We start from the raw sequence: 17,756 nt of genomic DNA, 5'->3' as shown, positions 1-17,756 counted from the left end.
CGAATCCCGCACCCCCGCCCCAGGGTAGGCCGCCCCACCGACAGCAGCCCGGGCCACCGACGACGCCCGACGCCGGTGGCCCGGCAGCCAGGCGCCCGGCCGGACCCGAACGCAGCAGTCCGGAGTCCGAAGTCCGCAGTCCGAATCCCGCACGCCCGCCCCAGGGTAGGCCGGCCCACCGACAAAACCCCTGCCCCGGCCGCCCCCTCAACCCACCCGCGCCACCGCCCCCTTCACCCCCGCAGCCGCGCGTTGAGCCGCGCTGCCTGCCGCGTCAGGTGGTCCCGCTCCGGTATGTTCGGCGCCGAGCGGGCCGCCTGCGCGTACAGCCCGGCCGCCGTCTCCGTGTCGCCGTCCCGCTCATGCAGGTACGCCGCCACCGCCGCGTACCGCGGCAGCGACGGATCGAGCTCCGCCAGCGCCGCCAGCCCCGCCCGCGCCCCGTCGGCCTCGCCCACCGCGACCGCCCGGTTGAGCCTGGCCACCGGGCTGTCCGTGAGGCGTACCAGCTCGTCGTACCACTCCACGATCTGCACCCAGTCCGTCTCGCACGCCCGCGGGGCGTCCGCGTGCAGCGCGGCGATCGCCGCCTGCGCCTGGAACTCCCCCAGGCGGTCCCGCGCCAGCGCCGCCTGGAGGATCACGACGCCCTCGGCGATCAGCCCGGTGTCCCACAGCCCGCGGTCCTGCTCGGCGAGCGGTACGAGCCGGCCGTCCGGGCCCGTGCGCGCCGGCCGCCGCGCGTGGTGGAGCAGCATGAGCGCCAGCAGCCCCGCGACCTCCTCGCCACCGGCCCCGGCACCCTCGCCACCGGCACCCTCGCCACCGGCCGCGGCACCCCCTCCCCCGGCCCCGCCCGCCGCCGCCGCGGCAGCAGCCGCATCAGCCGCCGCAGCCGCAGCCGCGCCCGTCCTCGCCGCCAACTGCCGCGTCAGCCGGATCGCCTCCGCCGACAGGTCGACGTCCCCCGAGTAGCCCTCGTTGAAGACCAGGTACAGCACCCGCAGCACCGTCGCCAGGTCCCCGGGCTGGTCGAACCGCACCCCGGAGACCGTCCGCTTCGCCCTGCTGATCCGCTGCCCCATGGTCGCCTCGGGCACCAGGTACGCCCGCGCGATCTGCCGCGTCGTCAGCCCTCCGACCGCGCGCAGCGTCAGCGCGACGGCCGAGGCCGGCGTCAGGGACGGGTGCGCGCACAGGAAGTAGAGCTGGAGCGTGTCGTCCACCGCCCCGCCCCCGTCCGGCGCGGGTTCGGCCTCGGCCCGTTCCTCGCGCCGCCGCCGCGAGCTCTCGGCCCGTACGGTGTCGAGGAACTTGCGCCACGCCACCGTGATCAGCCACCCCTTGGGGTCCCGCGGCGCGTCGCCCTCCGGCCGGCCGCGCACGGCCTCGACCAGGGCGTCCTGTACGGCGTCCTCGGCCGCCGCGAAGTCTGCTCCGCGGCGGACGAGGACTCCGATGACCTCCGGCACCAGCTCCCGGAGCAGCGACTCGTTCACTCGGTCGCCGTGGCCTGCACGCCGTACGCCGGGCGGATCTCCAGCCACTCGTGGATCGGCTTGCCGCCCGCGCCCGGCGCGGCGGACAGCTCGGCCGCCAGCTCCAGCGCGCGGTCGTAGGTCTCGACGTCGATCACCATCCAGCCGGCGATCAGGTCCTTGGTCTCCGCGAACGGCCCGTCGGTGACCGGGGGCCGGCCCTCGCCGTCGTAGCGGACGAAGGTGCCCTCCGGGGCGAGCGCCTGCTCGCCGGCGAACTCGCCGGTCTCCTCCAGCCGGGCGGCGAAGTCACGCATGTACTGGATGTGGGCCGTGACCTCCTCCGGCTCCCACTGGTCCATCGGTACGTCGTTGACCGCCGCCGGCGCGCCGCGGTAGTGCTTGAGCAGCAGGTACTTGGCCATGATCTTCTCCTTGCCGGGGTACGGCCCATTGTGGGCCGCGTTCACCCCGGGGACGGAGCCGCGCGCCGGTTCTCGACATCACCGCGAAAAAATCTTGGGAGAAGGCTTCAGCGCAGCGCGGCCGCGCCCCTGGCCGCCGCCCGCAGGAAGAACGGGACCGTCAGCAGCGAGGCCACCGCGAAGAAGCCGAACGCGGCCCGCGGCCCGGCGAGTTCCGCGAGCAGCCCGACCAGCCCGGCGCCCAGGGGCATCGCGCCCCAGGCGAACATCCGGCTCGCGGAGCTGAACCGGCCGAGCATCGCGTCCGGCACCGCCCGCTGGACGACCGTGCGGCTGTTGACCGTCCACAGCGTGCCGCCGAGCCCGCCCAGGAACGCGGCCGCGGCGACGGCGCGCGCGTCGGCGGTGAGCGCGGGGACGGCGGCCATCGCGGCGGTGCCGAAGAGGTCGGCGAGCATCACGCGGCGGCGGCCCAGCACCCGGTTGAGCCAGGTCACGGTGACGGCGCCGAGGAGCCCGCCGATGCCGAGCGCGCTGAGCAGCACGCCGTACTCGCCGGGGGTGAGGCCCATGTCGCGGGTCGCGTACAGCGGGATGAGCGCGAGCCAGGCGCCCCAGGTGCCGGAGAGGACGGTGAGGATGAGGGAGAGGGAGCGCAGCAGGCGGTGCCGCCAGAGGTAGCGGAGCCCTTCGGCGATCTGCCCGTTGACGGTGGCGGCGGGTGCCTCGCCCCCGTTCTCGTACGCTACGGCCCCCGCCCGGAACCGCCCGACGAGCAGCAGCAGCACGAGCGCCGCCGCGGCGTACGCGGCCCAGGTCGCACCCAGCGCCCACCCGGCACCCAGCGCGAGGAGCAGCCCGCCGACGAACGGCCCGGCGAACTCGCTGAACACCGTCTCCGCCCCCGCCATCCACGCGTTCGCCTTGTCCCGCCCGGCGGGCGGGACGGCGGCGGGGACCAGCGCGGTGGCCGCGGTGGAGGCGACGACGTCGCCGACGCCGATGGCCGCACCGGCGGCGGCGAGCAGCGCGATGGACAGGTCGCCGCTCGCGGCGGCGGCCAGCAGCGGCACCATGGCGAGCAGCCGCAGCACGTTGACGATCCACAGCAGCCGGCGCCGGTCGACGCGGTCGACGAGCACGCCCGCGTGCAGGGCGACGAGCAGCCACGGCAGCGAGATGGCCAGCGCCACCCCGGTGACCTGCGCGGGAGAGCCGCCGGCACGGACGGCGAGCAGCGGGAGGGCCATCTTCACGACGCCGTCGGCGAGGTTCGTGACGGCGGTGAACGCGACGAGCACGGCGGTGTTGCGCCGCCCGGTGTCCCGTACCCGATCGCTCTCCAGAACCGCGGACGCGCTCATGACTCCCCCTCTAACCACCAAACCCGTTTACCGGTGAGATGAAGTTACCACCAAACCCGATAGCCGGTAAAGTGGTCTGCATGCGCACACCTCCTCGGGCCGCCGAGCTGGTGGCCGACTTCGCCAACACCCTGGACATCCACGCCGGCACGGACACGCTGAGCACCCCGGACGAACTGGCCGCCTGGCTGACGGCGCACGGCCTGCCGGTCACCGGCACCCCCGGCACCGGCCTGCACGAGGCGGCCGTCGCCCTGCGCGCGGGCATCCGCGAGCACCTGGGCACCCACGTCGGCGACACCCCCGACCCCGCGGCCACGGCGGCGGCCGACGCGGCCCTGACCCGCTTCCCCCTCCACCCCACCGCCGCCGGCCCCCCGGTCCCCGCCCCCGGCCTCACGCCCGCCGAGCGGGCGGTCGCGGAGCTGGCCCTCGCCTGGAGCACGCTGACGATCACCGGCGACGCCGCCCGCCTCAAGCGCTGCGCGGAGCACACCTGCCACGAGGTGTTCTGGGACACGTCGAAGAACCGCAGCAAACGCTGGTGCTCGATGCAGGGCTGCGGCAACCGCGCCAAGGCCCGCACCTACGCCGCCCGCCGCGCCACCGCCTCCGGCTGAACGGCCACGCACGGTAGCGCCCCGGAACGCGTCAGGGCCCGCACCGCCGAAGCGATACGGGCCCTACAGAAGAGGGTGAGTGACGGGACTTGAACCCGCGGCCACCTGGACCACAACCAGGTGCTCTACCATCTGAGCTACACCCACCGTGAGCTGATGCTTCCGCACCGGCCGTGTAGAAGTGTACAGGGTCGCCGGTGGTGCTCGCCTCCGGCTTTGGCCGGGCTGCGGGGGCCTCGTTACGAGCCGTCCGCCGCCAGCGTGTGGCGGGCCGCGATGGCCTTGGCGGTCTCCGAATCCGGGCCCGGCGGGGGGACGAAGACCGCCTCGCGGTAGTAGCGGAGTTCGGCGATGCTCTCCCGGATGTCGGCCAGCGCGCGGTGGTTGCCCGCCTTCTCCGGGCTGTTGAAGTAGGCCCGCGGGTACCAGCGGCGGGCCAGCTCCTTGACGGACGAGACGTCCACGATGCGGTAGTGCAGGTGCCCCTCCAGGTTCGGCATGTCCCGGCTGAGGAAGCCGCGGTCGGTGCCGACGGAGTTGCCGCAGAGCGGGGCGCGGCCGGGCTCGGGGACGAACTCGCGTACGTAGGCGAGCACCTGGCGCTCCGCGTCCGCCAGCGTCGTGCCGCCGGCCAGCTCGTCGAGCAGGCCGGAGGCGGTGTGCATGGCGCGTACGACGTCGGGCATGGAGGCGAGGGCCGCGGCCGGGGGGCGGATCACGATGTCGACGCCGTCACCGAGCACGTTGAGCTCCGAGTCGGTGACGAGCGCGGCCACCTCGACGAGCGCGTCGTCGGTCAGCGAGAGGCCCGTCATCTCGCAGTCGATCCAGACCATCCGATCGTTCATGGCCCTCACCCTACGTGCCGGTCCCGCTGTCCCGGCACGGTCGCGCGCCTGGCAAGCGCTCCCCGGTGCCGCGGCGGGTGCGGCTCGGGGTGGCCGGGCGCGTACGCGTCGGACTGCGGCTTCTCCGCGCCGTCCACGCCGCCGCCCATGCCCCCGCCCGCGACCCCCGCGGGCCCGCCGGCCCCAGGCGGCTGCGGGCGCCGCGGCGCCGGCACCGTGGGGGGTTCCGGCGGCGGTACGGACTGGGGGTTACGGGCCCGGTAGGCGGCCCGGTACGCGGCCGGGGAGGAGCCGAGCTGGCGGCGGAAGTGCCCGCGCAGCGCGACCGGCGAGCGGAAGCCGCAGCGCCCCGCCACTTCGTCCACGGAGAAGTCCGACGTCTCCAGCAGCCGCTGCGCCTGAAGCACCCGCTGGGTGATCAGCCACTGCAGCGGTGCGCTGCCGGTGAGCGAGCGGAACCGCCGGTCGAACGTGCGTCGGCTCATGTACGCGCGGGCCGCCAGAGTCTCCACGTCGAACTGCTCGTGCAGGTTCTCCAGCGCCCAGGCCACGACCTCCGCCAGCGGGTCTCCGCCGATCTCCTCGGGTAAAGACCTGTCCAGGTAGCGCTCCTGGCCGCTGCCGCGCCGCGCGGGCACCACCAGCCTCCGGGAGAGCGCGGCGGCGGCCTCGGCGCCGTGGTCCTGGCGCACCAGGTGCAGGCACAGGTCGATGCCGGCGGCCGTGCTCGCCGAGGTCAGGATGTCGCCGTCGTCGACGAAGAGCTCCCGCGGGTCCATGTGGACCGACGGGTAGCGCTTGGCGAGCGTCGGCGCGTACATCCAGTGCGTGGTCGCCGGGCGGCCGTCGAGCAGGCCGGCCGCGGCGAGCGCGAACGCGCCGGTGCACAGCCCGACGATGCGGGCGCCGTCCTCGTGCGCCCTGCGCAGCGCGTCCAGCGCCGCGGCGGGCGGCGGCTGGGTGATGGAGCGCCACGCGGGCACGACCACGGTGCCGGCCCTGGCCAGCGCTTCCAGCCCGTACGGGGCCGAGAGCTCCAGGCCGCCGGTGGTACGCAGCGGGCCGTCCTCACCGGCGCAGACCAGCAGCCGGTACCGGGGGGTGCCGGCGTCCTGGCGGTCGACTCCGAAGACGGAGAGGGGGATGGAGTTCTCGAAGACCGGGCCACCGCTGAACAGCAGCACGGCGACGACCTCACGGCGCCGCCGCGGCGGGCGCGGTGCTTCGCCCCGCACCGCCTCGGCCCGCACCGTGGCTGCCGCCACCTCGGGTGGGCGTGGCCCGCCGGACCGGATCGTTGCGCCCGCTCCGGTGGAGTCCTGGCTCATGACGCTAAGCCCCCTCGCTTCTCTCTTCCTCCGCGTCCTGCACCTACACCCCCGGGACGATCTCGGTCTCTCGGCCAAGATCAAATCTACTGCGTGCCGTCCGGCGGACCGGACAGGTTCGGCCCCGCATCTATAACGACAGGTAGAGCGCGTCTTGTGTGACACGCGTGGCAGGTTCGGCCCTACCTCTATGTCGACAAGGAAACCTGGCGTGAAGCTTTCGATCGCGAACGGTTTCACTGGTTCACGCAACAGGGAAGGCCACCCCCCTCCGGTTCTCCGACGTGCAAGGCCCGTGCGCCCCGACTGCGCCCCCAGCCCCCCGAGCCCGGAACGTTCCAGCCTTAAGTCTTGCAACTTCGGTGTGCAGAAGGGAAGTTGGCCGAAAAGATCGGGTCACAGGAGGTTGTCCCCTCAACCACGGGCGTACGCCCGCGCCCAGCCGCGAAAACGCCGGTGGCCGCCGCGGCCCGGCCGTGTCCTGCGGCGCGACCCCGGCGCACGTGCCACGTTTGGCTTCGCGGCGGCGACGACGCACCCCGGGGGCGCGGCGACAGCGCACGGAAGCGTGGGGGGCGGCACGAAGGGCGGGGGCGTGCCCCCCGAGCGCCACCGCCGTGCGCCCCCCGGCGGTGCCCGAGACCGATCGCCGGGCCGCCGCGCCGACCCGTCGGCGTTGCGCGGGACGCCGCACTGGGGCATGCTCCTGTGAACCGTTCGCCGGGGCCACCTGGCATACCGCCGCCCGCCCCTGGGCAAGGGAGGTAGTGTCGCCGTACCCTTGTTGTACGGGATTGGGAAGATGATTCCCGGACACAGGAAGCGCGGACACAGCAAGCCGTGTCCCTCCAGCCACGAGGATTCCCTTCGCCGAGACACCGATGGCCGGTCACGAATTCCCCGAACCCGCGGACCGCAAGCCGGTCGCCGATCCCACGGCGGACCTGGAGGCGGCGGCCGAGCCCGCCCAAGGCTGCGATCCCGCCTTCAAGCACGGCGTCGTCTGCGGCTTCGACGGCTCCATGTCCAGTGAACGCGCCCTGGCCTACGCGGTCGGGATGGCGCGGCGCCTGGGCTGCGGCCTGATCATCGTGCACGTGGCCAACCGGCTGCCCACCACCGTCTGGGCCGGCTGCGAGCCGCCCGTCTTCGTGGACGTCCCCGACCACCGCACCGAAGTCCTCGGGCTGGAACTCGCCTGCGCCGACTACCTGTCGGATGTGCCCTGGATCCTGGTCGAGCGCGGCGGCGACATCTGCCACGAACTGGAGGAAGTCGGCCGGGAGTACGAGGCCGACGCCATCGTGGTCGGCTCCACGCAGGGCATCGTGGGCCGCATCTTCGGCTCGGTCGCGGGCCGCCTCGCCCGGCGGGCGCAGCGGCCCGTCGTCGTCGTTCCGTAGCCGCCCCCGCGCGCGTTTGCGCCGGTCGCGCCGGTGGTGCGCGCGGTCACGCCTCCCCGGAGAAATCTACTCGCGGGTAGATGTGGGTTGTGAATTTGTGAGGGGCATATAGGGGACACGACAACGCGCTGCCGACCGGGAGGTGACGGTCCCCGGTACGGCAGCGGCACCGCCGGCGTATTGGGCGACGCCGGCACAGGGGAGGCGGCCCTCTGCGCGACGTGGTGGCACGCGCAGAGGGCCGCTCTTTCGCCTCCCGCCGGGGGGCGGCGGGGCGAGCCGGGCCGGGTGGCTCCGGGTCCTCGCTTCCACGCCGGGGGTCGGCGGCTTCGCCGCCCGTTGCGGCATTCGCTCCCCACGGGTTCTCGACCCGCGACCGGGATGTCGCGGCTCCGCGCGGGGCATCCACCGTCAACCGGACCGCGTCGCGCCCACGTTCCGTACGGCGCCATCCCCCGCGCTCCGGCGCGCCTATCCGGGCCGCCGCCCCCTTCAGCGGTCGCGGTGGTGGGGCGTGGAGCCGTCCGTGCGGCGGGTGGGGTCGAGGGCCAGGCGGGCGAGGCGGGCGATGAACTCCGTCTGCAGGGCGGTCTGGTCCCGTACGGGGATCCAGCGCGGCCCGAAGTCGGCCGCGTAGCTGCGGCGCCAGCGGGTGAGCAGCGTCTCCGCCGCCGGGCCGAGGGGATGTCCCTCCGTCGCGCGGGCGAGCATCGCCGCCGCCCGCAGCGGCAGCCGCTGGGCGGCCATCCGCAGCGCGAGGGCGCCGCCCGCGGTCGCCGCGGGCGGCGGGCTGCCGGGCGAGGGCGGCGCGGACCACTGCGCGGCGTTGGTGAAGCACGCCTGGGTGAGCCAGGCCGCGGCGTCCAGCAACGGGCCCGGTGCGGCGCCGAGTCCGGTACGGGCCTCGTCCAGCAGCCCCGCCAACCGGTCGGCCTGCTCCCGCAGATGCCCCACGGCCTGCCCCACGACCGGCCCGGGCGCCCCGGTAGGGCGGAGGTCGGCGACGCCCTCGACAGCCCAGACGGGCGTCTCGACGACGGCGGTGACCGTGCCGTGCCGCAGCGGGTGGAACCACGTCGAGCGGGTCAGCCAGTCGCGGTGCACGACGTTGGCGTCGAGCCCACCGCCCGCGGCCATGAGGAACACGCCCGGCCCCGCACCGGGCATGTGCAGCGTGTCCACCGGCGCCGCGGCCAGCGGCACGGCGAGCCCGGCGGCGGCGTCCGCGAGCGCCGCGCGGGCGCCCGGCAGGTCGTGGGTGAGCTGCACCCAGGCGCCGCCGACGTCGTTGGCGTGCAGGGAGAACTGGACCGCGGGGCGCAGCTCGTCCAGCACGGTCAGCAGCGCCCGGGTCTCGGGCAGCGGAGCGGCCCGTCCGCCGGGCGGCGGCAGCCACTCGGGCTGCTGGTCGGCGGCGGGCCGGTAGAAGTGGCGGAGCTGGCGCTCCAGGGTGCCGGGGTGGCGGGTCCAGGGCTCGGTGTGACGGGCGCCGTCCGGGTCCAGGCAGAGCAGGAAGTGCCAGGCGGCGTCGCGGCCCTGCCGGCGGTCGCGCGCGGCGGCCCCGACACGCCCGCCGTGCTCGCTGTGCCCGCTGGGCCGGCCTCGTATCGCTTGGTAGGCCAGGTCGGCGACGGCCGCGCCCCCGGCCGGCTCGTTCGGGTGCGCGCCACTGACCACCAGGACGTTCCGGGATCCGTGGCCGACGGAGAGCAGCCACAGCGGCTCCCCCGCGCGGGATTCGCCGACCTGCCGGAGCCGGCAGCGGGACGGGTGGCGCCGCGCCAGGTCGCGGGCGGTCCGGGTGAGGTCGTCCACGGTGGGGTAGCGGTGCCGCGCCAGCGCGGGGAGGCCGACCGGCGTCACTCGCCGCTGGGGTTGCTGTCGCCGGTCGTCTCCTTCTTGTCGAGACGACGGATCCTGATCTCCTGCATCGCGCCTCCCTCCCACCTGGTCAACTCTGTGTGCTTGAAACGACTCACTCAGTAGTGCACATTGGGCCGCGTCGGTGCAAGGCTTCCTGGCGCATCATCCTGGAGTGGGGTATGGCGGTGGGAGAGTGGGCACGGCCACGGGTCAAACCGGAGCACCGCGGCTATCGCACCGTGGCGGGAAACGTCCGTATCGGCAGCGTCGTCTACGGCGTCGGCGCGGAGATCGAGGACCCGCGCGGCTGGGTCTGGACGCTGGTCGAAGCCGCCGACGGCACCCGCAGCGCGCAGGACATCGTCACCGCGGTGCGCGCCCGGCACGAGGAGGTCGAACCCGGCGACGTCACCGCGGCGCTGGAGCGGCTGGCCGCGGCCGGCTTCCTGGAGGACGCGGCCGCGCCGCTGCCCGCGCAGTTCTCGCCGCGCGAGGCCGAGCGCTACAGCCGGGGCGTACCGCTGCTGCGCTGGATGGACCTCGGCGCCCGCGCCAGCGCGTGGGAGGCGCAACTGCGGCTGAAGGAGGCCCGGGTGCTCGTCCTGGGCGTCGGGGGTACGGGCGGCGCCGCCGCCTGGCACCTGGCCGCCTCGGGCGTCGGCCACCTGCACGTGGTCGACGACGACCGGGTGGAACTGTCGAACCTCAACCGGCAGTTGCTGTACGCGGAGGCGGACGTGGGGCGGCGGAAGGCCGAGGCGGCGGTGGCCAGGCTCGCGGGACTCAACCCCGACATCCGCGTCACCGGCGAGGTGCGCCGCGTCGCCACCGCCGCGGAGCTGGCCGCGCTCGTCGTGTCCTCGCCCCCGTACGACGTGTTCGTGCTGGGCGCCGACGGGCCGCCGCAGATACGGCGCTGGGCGAACCGGGCCTGCCTGGCCGCCGGGCTGCCGTGGGTGGACGGCGGCTACAGCGGGCCGCTGGTCACCGCGGGCATCCACCGGCCCGGCACCGGCGGGTGCTGGGAGTGCCTGCACGACCAGGCGATCCGGCGGGCCGACCTCGGCCTCGCCCAAGGGGCCGAGGAGCCCGGCGCCTCCGCGCACCTGCCGTGGAACCCGGCCAACGCCGTCACCGCCGGGTTATCCGGCGCGCTCGTCGCGTACGGCGCCCTGGCCCTGCTGACCGGCATCCCGCCGCTCGAACCCGGTGTCCGCTTCGGGTTCAACCTGATGGTGCCCGGCGACGAGGTGACCGTCCGGCTGCCCCGCCGCCCCGACTGCCCGGCCTGCGGCAGCCCCGGGTGAAACGGGACGGCGACCGGCACCGCGGCCGGCCGCCGTGACCGCGCCGGTGCCTACTCCACCGTCACCGACTTCGCCAGGTTCCGCGGCTTGTCGATGTCCCGGCCCAGCTCCAGCGCCGTGTGGTACGCGAACAGTTGGAGCGGGATGCCCATGAGGATGGGGTCCAGCTCCGGCTCGCTGCGCGGTACCACGATCGTGTGGTCCGCCTTCTCCTGCCGCCGGTGCGCGACCGCGAGGATACGGCCCTCGCGGGCCTTGATCTCCTCCAGCGCCGCCCGGTTCTTCTCCAGCAGCTCGTCGTCCGGCACGATCGCCACCGTCGGCACCTCAGGCTCGATCAGCGCCAGCGGGCCGTGCTTCAGCTCGGAGGCCGGGTACGCCTCGGCGTGGATGTAGCTGACCTCCTTGAGCTTCAGCGCCGCCTCCCTGGCCACCGGGTACCCGCGGACCCGGCCGATGAACATCATCGACCTGGCGTGCGCGTACTCCTTCGCCAGCGCCCGGATCTCGTCCTCGCCGCGCAGCATCTCCGCGATCTGCTCCGGCAGCCGCCGCAGCCCCTCGATGACCCGGCGGCCGTCGGCGACCGACAGGTCGCGGATGCGGCCGAGGTGGAGCGCGAGCAGGCCGAAGGCGACGACGGTGTTGGTGAAGCACTTGGTGGACACCACGCAGACCTCGGGGCCCGCGTGCACGTAGATGCCGCCGTCCGTCTCCCGGGCGATGGCCGAGCCGACGACGTTGACGACGCCGAGGACCCGCGCACCCTTGCGCTTCAGCTCCTGCACGGCGGCCAGCACGTCGTACGTCTCGCCGGACTGGGAGACGGCGACGTAGAGCGTGTCGGGGTCGACGACGGGGTTGCGGTAGCGGAACTCGCTGGCCGGCTCGGCGTCGGCGGGGACCCGCGCCAGCTCCTCGACCAACTGCGCGCCGATCATGCCCGCGTGGTACGAGGTGCCGCAGCCCAGGATCTTCACGCGCCGCACCGCGCGCGCCTCGCGCGCGTCCAGGTTGAGGCCGCCGAGGTGGACGGTGGAGAACCGGTCCTCGATGCGCCCGCGCAGCACGCGGTCGACGGCTTCCGCCTGTTCGCAGATCTCCTTGTGCATGTACGTGTCGTGGCCCGCCATGTCGTACGACTCGGGCGACCACTCCACCGTCTCCGGCGAGGACGACGTGCGCGAGCCCTCGGTGGTGTACGTGCGGTAGTCGTCGGCCTTGATGGTGGCCATCTCGCCGTCTTCGAGGGTGACGACCTGGCGGGTGTGCGAGACCAGCGCGGCGACGTCGGAGGCGACGAACATCTCCCGCTCGCCGATGCCGAGCACGACGGGCGAGCCGTTGCGGGCGACGACGATGCGGTCGGGGTGGTCGGCGTGCAGCACGGCGATGCCGTACGTGCCCTCCACCAGCCGCAGCGTCTCGCGTACGGCCTCCTCCAGGGTGGCGGCGGCGGAGCGGCCGACGAGGTGGGCCAGCACCTCGGTGTCGGTCTCGGAGGTCAGCTCGACGCCGTCGGCGGCGAGCTTGGCGCGCAGGTCGCCGGCGTTGTCGATGATCCCGTTGTGGACGACGGCGACCTTGCCCGCCTCGTCCAGGTGCGGGTGGGCGTTGGTGTCGCTGGGGGCGCCGTGGGTGGCCCAGCGGGTGTGCGCGATGCCCGTGGCGCCGGCGAAGCGCTTGGGCAGCCGGGCCTCCAGGTCGCGTACCCGGCCCTTGGCCTTGACGGTCTTCAGCGCGCCGGAGCGGGCGGCGATGGCCACGCCGGCGGAGTCGTAGCCCCGGTACTCCAGCCGCTGGAGCCCTTCGAGCAGCAGCGGCGCGGCGTCGCGCTTGCCGATGTAACCAACGATTCCGCACATATCGTTCGCTTCCTGTCGGGAGAGGGTGGGGTGAGGGTGGGGGCTAGCCGTAGACGAGGCGACGCAGTTGGCGCCGGGTCAGCTCGGGCGGGGCGACCGCGCGGTGCGCCAGCTCCCGGGCGATCCGGTCGAAGATCTCGTCGTTCACCAGGCCGCCCGCCTGCAGCTCGCGGTGGCGCCGGCGGACGAACGCGGGCGTCGTCTCGTCGAAGTAGGCCAGGACGTCCTGCACGACCCGCGCGGCTTCGCCGCGGCTGAGTGGCGCGCTGCGTATCAGGTGGTCGATGAGGTCGTCGTGCACCCGTTGATACTGCTTGATGATCTTCACTTCCGCAAGAAATCTGCCCGGAATCGGGCAGGAATCACTCCTTTCCCTCGCCAGAATGGTCTACACCCTTGACCGGTGCGGACACCGGCGGTTCTCTGGGAATGTCCATGTCACGCGCACGATCCGCAGCCCCGAAGGGACCACTGTGAGAGGTCACCGCCTGAGGACTCCCCCGCACCGCTCCCCGCGCTCCCTCGCGCGCCTGGGGGTCGCGCTGCTGCTCACCGTCGCCGCGGGCGTCGGCGCCGGCGGCGCGGCGGCGCCCGGCACCGCGTCCGGCACCGCGGCGGGCGGCGCGCGGCAGGCCGCCGCGCCGGCCGCGCTGGACTCCGTCATCCCCGCCCCCGCCGCCGTCGCGCCCGGCGGCAGCCCGTACGAGATCACCGCGGACACCGCCATCCGGGTGCCGCCCGGCAGTTCGGCAGCCGCCGCGTCCGCCCGGGACGCCGGCGAGTACCTGGCCGGCGTGCTGCGCCCCTCGACCGGCTTCGAGCTGCCCGTCGGCAGCAAGTCGGGCGAGGTGGAGCTGCGGCTGAGCGCCAAGCTGAAGAAGGCCGTCGGCACCGAGGGCTACGAGCTGACCTCCGGCGCCGACGGCGTGCTGATCTCCGCCGCCGCCCCCGCCGGGCTCTTCCACGGCGTCCAGACCCTGCGCCAGTTGCTGCCGCCGACGGTGGAGGCGGACAGCCCGCAGGACGGGCCGTGGCTGGTGGCGGGCGGGCGGATCACCGACGAGCCGCGGTTCGCGTACCGCAGCGCGATGCTCGACGTGGCGCGGCACTTCTTCACGGTCGAGCAGGTCAAGCGCTACATCGACCAGCTCGCGCTCTACAAGTACAACACCCTGCACCTGCACCTCACCGACGACCAGGGCTGGCGGCTGGCGATCGACTCGTGGCCGAACCTGGCCGAGTACGGCGGCAGCACTCAGGTCGGCGGCGGGCCCGGCGGCTACTACACCAAGGACCAGTACCGCGAGCTGGTCGCGTACGCCGCGAGCCGGCACATGACCGTCGTGCCCGAGGTCGACATGCCGGGCCACACCAACTCCGCCCTCGCCTCGTACGCCGAGCTGAACTGCGACGGCGTCGCGCCGCCGCTCTACACCGGCACGAGCGTCGGCTTCAGCTCGCTGTGCGTACCGAAGGAGGTCACGTACGACTTCGTGGACGACGTCGTACGGGAACTGGCCGAGCTGACGCCCGGCAAGTACCTGCACATCGGCGGCGACGAGGCGCACTCCACACCGCACGACGAGTACGTCGCCTTCATGGAGCGGGCGCAGGCGATCGTCGCGAAGTACGGCAAGACCGTCGTCGGCTGGCATCAGATCACCGCGAATCCCGCCGAGGGCGCCGTCGCGCAGTACTGGGGCACGACCGGCGGCGAGCAGGAGGTCATCGACGCGGCCAAGGCGGGCACGCCGCTGGTGCTGTCGCCGGCCAACAGGACGTATCTGGACATGAAGTACCACGCGCAGACGCCGCTCGGGCTGAGCTGGGCCGGGTACGTCGAGGTGCGGCAGTCCTACGACTGGGACCCCGGCACGTACATGCGCGGGGGCGTGCCCGAGAGCGCGATCCTGGGCGTCGAGGCGCCGATGTGGTCGGAGACGCTGTCGACCAACGACCAGATCGAGTTCATGGCCTTCCCGCGCGCCGCGGGCGCCGCCGAGCTGGGGTGGTCCCCGGCCGCGAAGCTCGGCTGGGACGGCTACCGGGACCGGCTGGTGGCGCAGGGCCCGCGGTGGGAGGCGATGGGCATCGACTTCTACCGCTCGGCGCAGGTCCCCTGGGAGTGACCGCGGCGCGGCCGGGACGGGAGGCACGGGCCCGCCTCCCCCCGGCGGCTGCCGGTCCGCGGCGGGGCCGCGGAGCCCGCCGGAGGGAGGCGGTGGGGGGACGGCCCGCACCGCTCGGCACGGCTGGAGACCACCGCCTCCGCGCCGTCCCGAGGAACGCTACGCACGCTAGTGGCCCCGATTCGGGCAAAAATCGCAACACGGGCGCCGGGTGCGAGCCTTAAGGCTCTCTTGAGGAACGCATCGGAAGCACTTAATCCGCGCGCCGCCGGGGCGGGAGCACCCCGCCCCGGCGGCACGCGGACGGTCGTCCGGCTTCGCCGATCGCTCAGGTACGGCGGCTCAGGTGCGGCAGCTCAGGAGCGGCCGCCCGGGTGCCGCCGCTCAGGAGCCGCCGCCGAGCTTCACCTCCCGCGGCGTGCCGTTGCTGCCGCTCCAGCCGGCGTTGAAGCCGAAGGAGACGGAACCGCCGTCCGGCACCGCGCCGTTGTACGGCGCGTTGCGGCAGCTCACCGTGGTGCCGGTCTGGCTGCAGACGGCGTTCCAGGCGTTCTGGAGGCGCTGGCCGTCGGGGAAGTCCCACTCCGCGGTCCAGCCGTCGAGGGAGGCGCCGTCGCAGGAGATGGTCACGGTGCCGGTGAAGCCGCCCGGCCACTGGTTCGGTACGGCGTACGCCGCGGCGCACTCCTCGCCGGGACCGGGCCCGGGCCCGGGGTCGCCGCCGCTGCCGAGGTCGTCGGCGTAGCCGGCGATCCAGGCGAGCGGGGCGTTCCAGTTGATCGTGACCTCGTTGGTCGAGTACGACTCGATGTCGTCGATGTAGCACATCGCCGGCGGGCAGCCGGCCAGCTCCCGCTGCGCCACCGGGTCCTCCAACTGCGAGTCCGGGCCGCCGGCCAGCGCGCCCGGGGGCGGGTGGGGCAGGCTCGGGTCGAGCTGGTTGGCCCAGAACCTGTGGTGCTGGTTCTCGGAGTCGCGCTCGCCGTGGCCGGTGACGTACGACTGGTTCAGCGGGTTGCGGCCCAGCAGGTAGTCCAGGCCCGTGAGCACGGCGTCGCGGTAGCCCGCCTCGCCGGTCAGGCCGTGGGCGGTGGCCAGGACGACCATGTTGTTGAGCACCTGGCTGTTGGAGCCCCAGACGTAGCGCCCGCCCCCGGGGGCGTACGGCAGGCCGTAGGCGGCGTTCGCGGCGTCGGCCGCGTAGCCGTCGGCGGCGTCGGTGACCATGCCGCGTACGACGGCGCGCTGCGCGTCGGTCAGCCCGCTGTCGACGGTGGCCAGGTCCAGCGCGCCGAGTCCGGCGGTGGCGCCCCAGGACATGCCGCCGCCCGGGAAGACCGCCTCGGCGTCGCCGTGCAGGGGCGAGCCGAGCACGTCCTGGAGATACGTGTCCTCGCCGGTGGACAGGTACAGCTCGGCGGCGGCCCAGTAGAACTCGTCGCTCACGTCGCCGTCGCTGTACGCGCCGCCGCCGGTGCCGTCGTTCGGGTCGGCGAGCCGGTCGGGGTGCGCCTCGGCGGCGGCGTACGCGGTACGGGCCGCGGCCAGGCAGCGGTCGGCGAAGTCGGCGTCGACGTCCGCGTACAGCCGCCCGCACTGCGCGCCGGTGGCGGCCAGGTTGAGCGTCGCGGCGGTGGACGGCGGGTGCAGCTCGCGCGGCTGCGGGTCCTCGTGCGGCAGCGTGGGCAGGCCGGTCCACTGCGCGTCGTGCAGCTTGTGGTGCGCCATCCCGGCCAGTTCCTCGCCCGCGGGCACCTGCATGGCGAGCAGGAACTCCAGTTGCCAGCGCGCCTCGTCGAGCACGTCGGGCACGCCGTTGCCGCGCTCGGGCACGGCGAGCTTGCCGTCGCCGAGCGGCCCGCCGTCGGCGCCCTCGGTGGTCAGCGTGCGCTCGTACGCGCTCATCACCTGCGCGGCGGCGATACCGCCGTTGACGACGTACTTGCCGTGGTCGCCCGCGTCGTACCAGCCGCCCGCGGCGTCCAGCGTGTAGTCGCAGACCCCCGGCTGGCACGGGACGTCGTCGTCGCCCTGGTTGGGCGCGACGCCCACGTGCCCGGCGGGCCTCGCGTACTCCTCGCCCACCAGTGAGGCGTCGATCTCGATGCCGCTGCGGTTGTGGTAGAAGTACGCGAGCGCGTCGGTGCGCAGGGTGCCGTAGATGTCGTCGCCGATGGTGAACGGCTCGCTGGTCTCGCCGTCGATCGTGACGGTGTAGCCCTCGCCGGCCTCGGTGAAGTCGCCGAAGGCGAAGGTATGCACGTTCTCCAGCGAGGTCGGGTCGGTGCCCGCGGGCACGGTGGTGCCGCTCGCCTTCTCGGTGCCGTCCGCGGCGTTCAGCGTCCAGGCCAGCGGCTGGGCGGCCTCGGTGACGAAGGTGCCGTTCTTCGGCCCCTCGGTGAGGTAGCCGACCTGGTTGACGCGCACCGGCGAGCCGGTGTCCGGGTCGTACGGCGGCTGCTCCGCCCCGCCGCGCAGCGAGACGTCGTCGACGCAGAAGGTGTACGCCGCGTCGCTGCCGCCGATCTGGAAGGCCACCTGGGTGGCGTCGTCCGCGGCGGTGGCGGTGAAGACGTGCTCGAAGGTCCTGGCGGTGTCCGTCACCTGGTCCGCGGAGGAGAAGAACTGCCCCCACGGCTCCACGGCCTGCTGCACGTTGGTGCGGATCGTCACGGGTGCGGTGGCGGTCGCCGTGTAGCGCAGGGCGTAGGTCTCGCCGGCGGCGAGCGGCAGGTCGTTCTGGCCGATGATGGCGTCCCACGGGTTGGCGGTCCCGGCGGGCACGTCGGCGCAGAGCCGTCCTTCGACCACCGTGGCGGGGTTGCCCGGCGTCCACCACCAGGGCGCGGTGCCGGCGTCGAAGCCGCCGTTGAGGATCAGCTCGGGGCCCTCGTCGGCCGCGGCGGCGCCGGGCGCGGCGAGCGCTCCGGCGACCAGCACGGCGGCGAGGGCACGGGGTATGTGCCGTCTCACGGAAAGTCCTTTCGGCGGGTGGGGGGCTGGGGCGCGGCCTCGACCCTCGTCGTCGCGGCCGCGCCCCCGGGTGCGGGTGCGGCAGCGGCCGGGGGGGGGGGGGCCCGGGCCCCCCCGCCCGAGACCCCCCCCCCCCGCCGCGCCCAGGGAGCG

General features: G+C 74.3%; 13 protein-coding genes and 1 tRNA gene. 4 read left to right on the top strand and 10 right to left on the bottom strand.

Annotation, left to right across the window (positions count from 1 at the left end):
- Positions 1 to 233: 233 nt before the first annotated feature.
- The 3 genes from ACFYVJ_RS13630 to ACFYVJ_RS13620 form a co-directional block, all read right to left on the bottom strand.
- A complete protein-coding gene (locus ACFYVJ_RS13630) occupies positions 234 to 1,499 on the bottom strand; it encodes an RNA polymerase sigma factor (protein ID WP_388890196.1) in 1,266 nt (421 codons plus the stop codon).
- Positions 1,496 to 1,903, bottom strand: a complete 408-nt coding sequence (locus ACFYVJ_RS13625) for a YciI family protein (RefSeq protein WP_101426568.1) — start codon at positions 1,901 to 1,903, stop codon at positions 1,496 to 1,498. The genes ACFYVJ_RS13630 and ACFYVJ_RS13625 overlap by 4 nt, the downstream gene beginning before the upstream one ends.
- A 107-nt stretch (positions 1,904 to 2,010) precedes the next feature.
- Positions 2,011 to 3,267 carry an MFS transporter gene (locus ACFYVJ_RS13620; protein WP_388890193.1) on the bottom strand — a complete coding sequence of 419 codons (1,257 nt, stop codon included), beginning with the start codon at positions 3,265 to 3,267 and terminating at the stop codon, positions 2,011 to 2,013.
- A gap of 80 nt (positions 3,268 to 3,347) precedes the next feature.
- Here ACFYVJ_RS13620 and ACFYVJ_RS13615 point away from each other — a divergent pair, with 80 nt between their 5' ends.
- Complete coding sequence (locus ACFYVJ_RS13615) at positions 3,348 to 3,887, top strand: CGNR zinc finger domain-containing protein (RefSeq protein ID WP_388890190.1); 540 nt, start codon at positions 3,348 to 3,350, stop codon at positions 3,885 to 3,887.
- Positions 3,888 to 3,961: 74 nt separating this feature from the next.
- Here ACFYVJ_RS13615 and ACFYVJ_RS13610 read toward each other — a convergent pair.
- From ACFYVJ_RS13610 to ACFYVJ_RS13600, 3 genes are all read right to left on the bottom strand, one after another.
- Positions 3,962 to 4,034, bottom strand: a tRNA-His gene (locus tag ACFYVJ_RS13610).
- A gap of 92 nt (positions 4,035 to 4,126) precedes the next feature.
- On the bottom strand, positions 4,127 to 4,735 hold the full coding sequence (gene orn / locus ACFYVJ_RS13605) for an oligoribonuclease (RefSeq protein WP_388890188.1): 609 nt from the start codon (positions 4,733 to 4,735) through the stop codon (positions 4,127 to 4,129).
- A gap of 5 nt (positions 4,736 to 4,740) precedes the next feature.
- On the bottom strand, positions 4,741 to 6,063 hold the full coding sequence (locus ACFYVJ_RS13600; protein ID WP_388890185.1) for a helix-turn-helix domain-containing protein: 1,323 nt from the start codon (positions 6,061 to 6,063) through the stop codon (positions 4,741 to 4,743).
- Between the two features lie 881 nt (positions 6,064 to 6,944).
- On the opposite strand from ACFYVJ_RS13600, the gene ACFYVJ_RS13595 reads away from it, so the two are divergent.
- Positions 6,945 to 7,466: a universal stress protein gene (locus ACFYVJ_RS13595; RefSeq protein WP_101424395.1), complete on the top strand. Its 522-nt coding sequence runs from the start codon at positions 6,945 to 6,947 to the stop codon at positions 7,464 to 7,466.
- A 492-nt stretch (positions 7,467 to 7,958) separates the two neighbouring features.
- Here ACFYVJ_RS13595 and ACFYVJ_RS13590 read toward each other — a convergent pair whose 3' ends face one another.
- Positions 7,959 to 9,329 (bottom strand): M14 family zinc carboxypeptidase, encoded by a 1,371-nt coding sequence (locus ACFYVJ_RS13590; RefSeq protein WP_388890183.1) that lies wholly within the window; start codon positions 9,327 to 9,329, stop codon positions 7,959 to 7,961.
- A 179-nt stretch (positions 9,330 to 9,508) separates the two neighbouring features.
- Between ACFYVJ_RS13590 and ACFYVJ_RS13585 the strand changes: the two genes are divergently transcribed.
- The gene (locus ACFYVJ_RS13585) at positions 9,509 to 10,636 is read left to right on the top strand and encodes a HesA/MoeB/ThiF family protein (protein ID WP_388890180.1); all 1,128 of its coding nucleotides are present in this window, start codon (positions 9,509 to 9,511) and stop codon (positions 10,634 to 10,636) included.
- Between the two features lie 50 nt (positions 10,637 to 10,686).
- Here the strand turns inward: ACFYVJ_RS13585 and glmS are convergent, their stop codons facing one another.
- Complete coding sequence (gene glmS / locus ACFYVJ_RS13580; RefSeq protein WP_388890177.1) at positions 10,687 to 12,501, bottom strand: glutamine--fructose-6-phosphate transaminase (isomerizing); 1,815 nt, start codon at positions 12,499 to 12,501, stop codon at positions 10,687 to 10,689.
- A gap of 43 nt (positions 12,502 to 12,544) precedes the next feature.
- The gene (locus ACFYVJ_RS13575; RefSeq protein WP_388890438.1) at positions 12,545 to 12,802 is read right to left on the bottom strand and encodes a hypothetical protein; all 258 of its coding nucleotides are present in this window, start codon (positions 12,800 to 12,802) and stop codon (positions 12,545 to 12,547) included.
- A gap of 172 nt (positions 12,803 to 12,974) precedes the next feature.
- On the opposite strand from ACFYVJ_RS13575, the gene ACFYVJ_RS13570 reads away from it, so the two are divergent.
- Positions 12,975 to 14,630 (top strand): beta-N-acetylhexosaminidase, encoded by a 1,656-nt coding sequence (locus tag ACFYVJ_RS13570; RefSeq protein WP_388890174.1) that lies wholly within the window; start codon positions 12,975 to 12,977, stop codon positions 14,628 to 14,630.
- A 384-nt stretch (positions 14,631 to 15,014) separates the two neighbouring features.
- On the opposite strand, the gene ACFYVJ_RS13565 is transcribed toward ACFYVJ_RS13570, so the two are convergent.
- Positions 15,015 to 17,603 carry a glycoside hydrolase family 9 protein gene (locus ACFYVJ_RS13565; protein WP_388890172.1) on the bottom strand — a complete coding sequence of 863 codons (2,589 nt, stop codon included), beginning with the start codon at positions 17,601 to 17,603 and terminating at the stop codon, positions 15,015 to 15,017.
- Positions 17,604 to 17,756 lie beyond the last annotated feature (153 nt).

The organism is Streptomyces sp. NPDC004134, from assembly GCF_042874195.1.
In the GTDB taxonomy this organism is placed as follows: domain Bacteria; phylum Actinomycetota; class Actinomycetes; order Streptomycetales; family Streptomycetaceae; genus Streptomyces.
The sequence above is the reverse complement of the archived record's forward strand: the minus strand, read 5'-3'. Positions and strand labels throughout refer to the sequence as shown.

Excerpts from the sequence above, each read along its gene's own strand:
- ACFYVJ_RS13625 (WP_101426568.1), bottom strand. The coding sequence starts at position 1,903 with ATGGCCAAGTACCTGCTGCTCAAGCACTACCGCGGCGCGCCGGCGGCG.
- ACFYVJ_RS13620 (WP_388890193.1), bottom strand. The coding sequence starts at position 3,267 with ATGAGCGCGTCCGCGGTTCTGGAGAGCGATCGGGTACGGGACACCGGG.
- ACFYVJ_RS13615 (WP_388890190.1), top strand. The coding sequence starts at position 3,348 with ATGCGCACACCTCCTCGGGCCGCCGAGCTGGTGGCCGACTTCGCCAAC.
- orn (WP_388890188.1), bottom strand. The coding sequence starts at position 4,735 with ATGAACGATCGGATGGTCTGGATCGACTGCGAGATGACGGGCCTCTCG.
- ACFYVJ_RS13600 (WP_388890185.1), bottom strand. The coding sequence starts at position 6,063 with ATGAGCCAGGACTCCACCGGAGCGGGCGCAACGATCCGGTCCGGCGGG.
- ACFYVJ_RS13595 (WP_101424395.1), top strand. The coding sequence starts at position 6,945 with ATGGCCGGTCACGAATTCCCCGAACCCGCGGACCGCAAGCCGGTCGCC.
- ACFYVJ_RS13585 (WP_388890180.1), top strand. The coding sequence starts at position 9,509 with ATGGCGGTGGGAGAGTGGGCACGGCCACGGGTCAAACCGGAGCACCGC.
- glmS (WP_388890177.1), bottom strand. The coding sequence starts at position 12,501 with ATGTGCGGAATCGTTGGTTACATCGGCAAGCGCGACGCCGCGCCGCTG.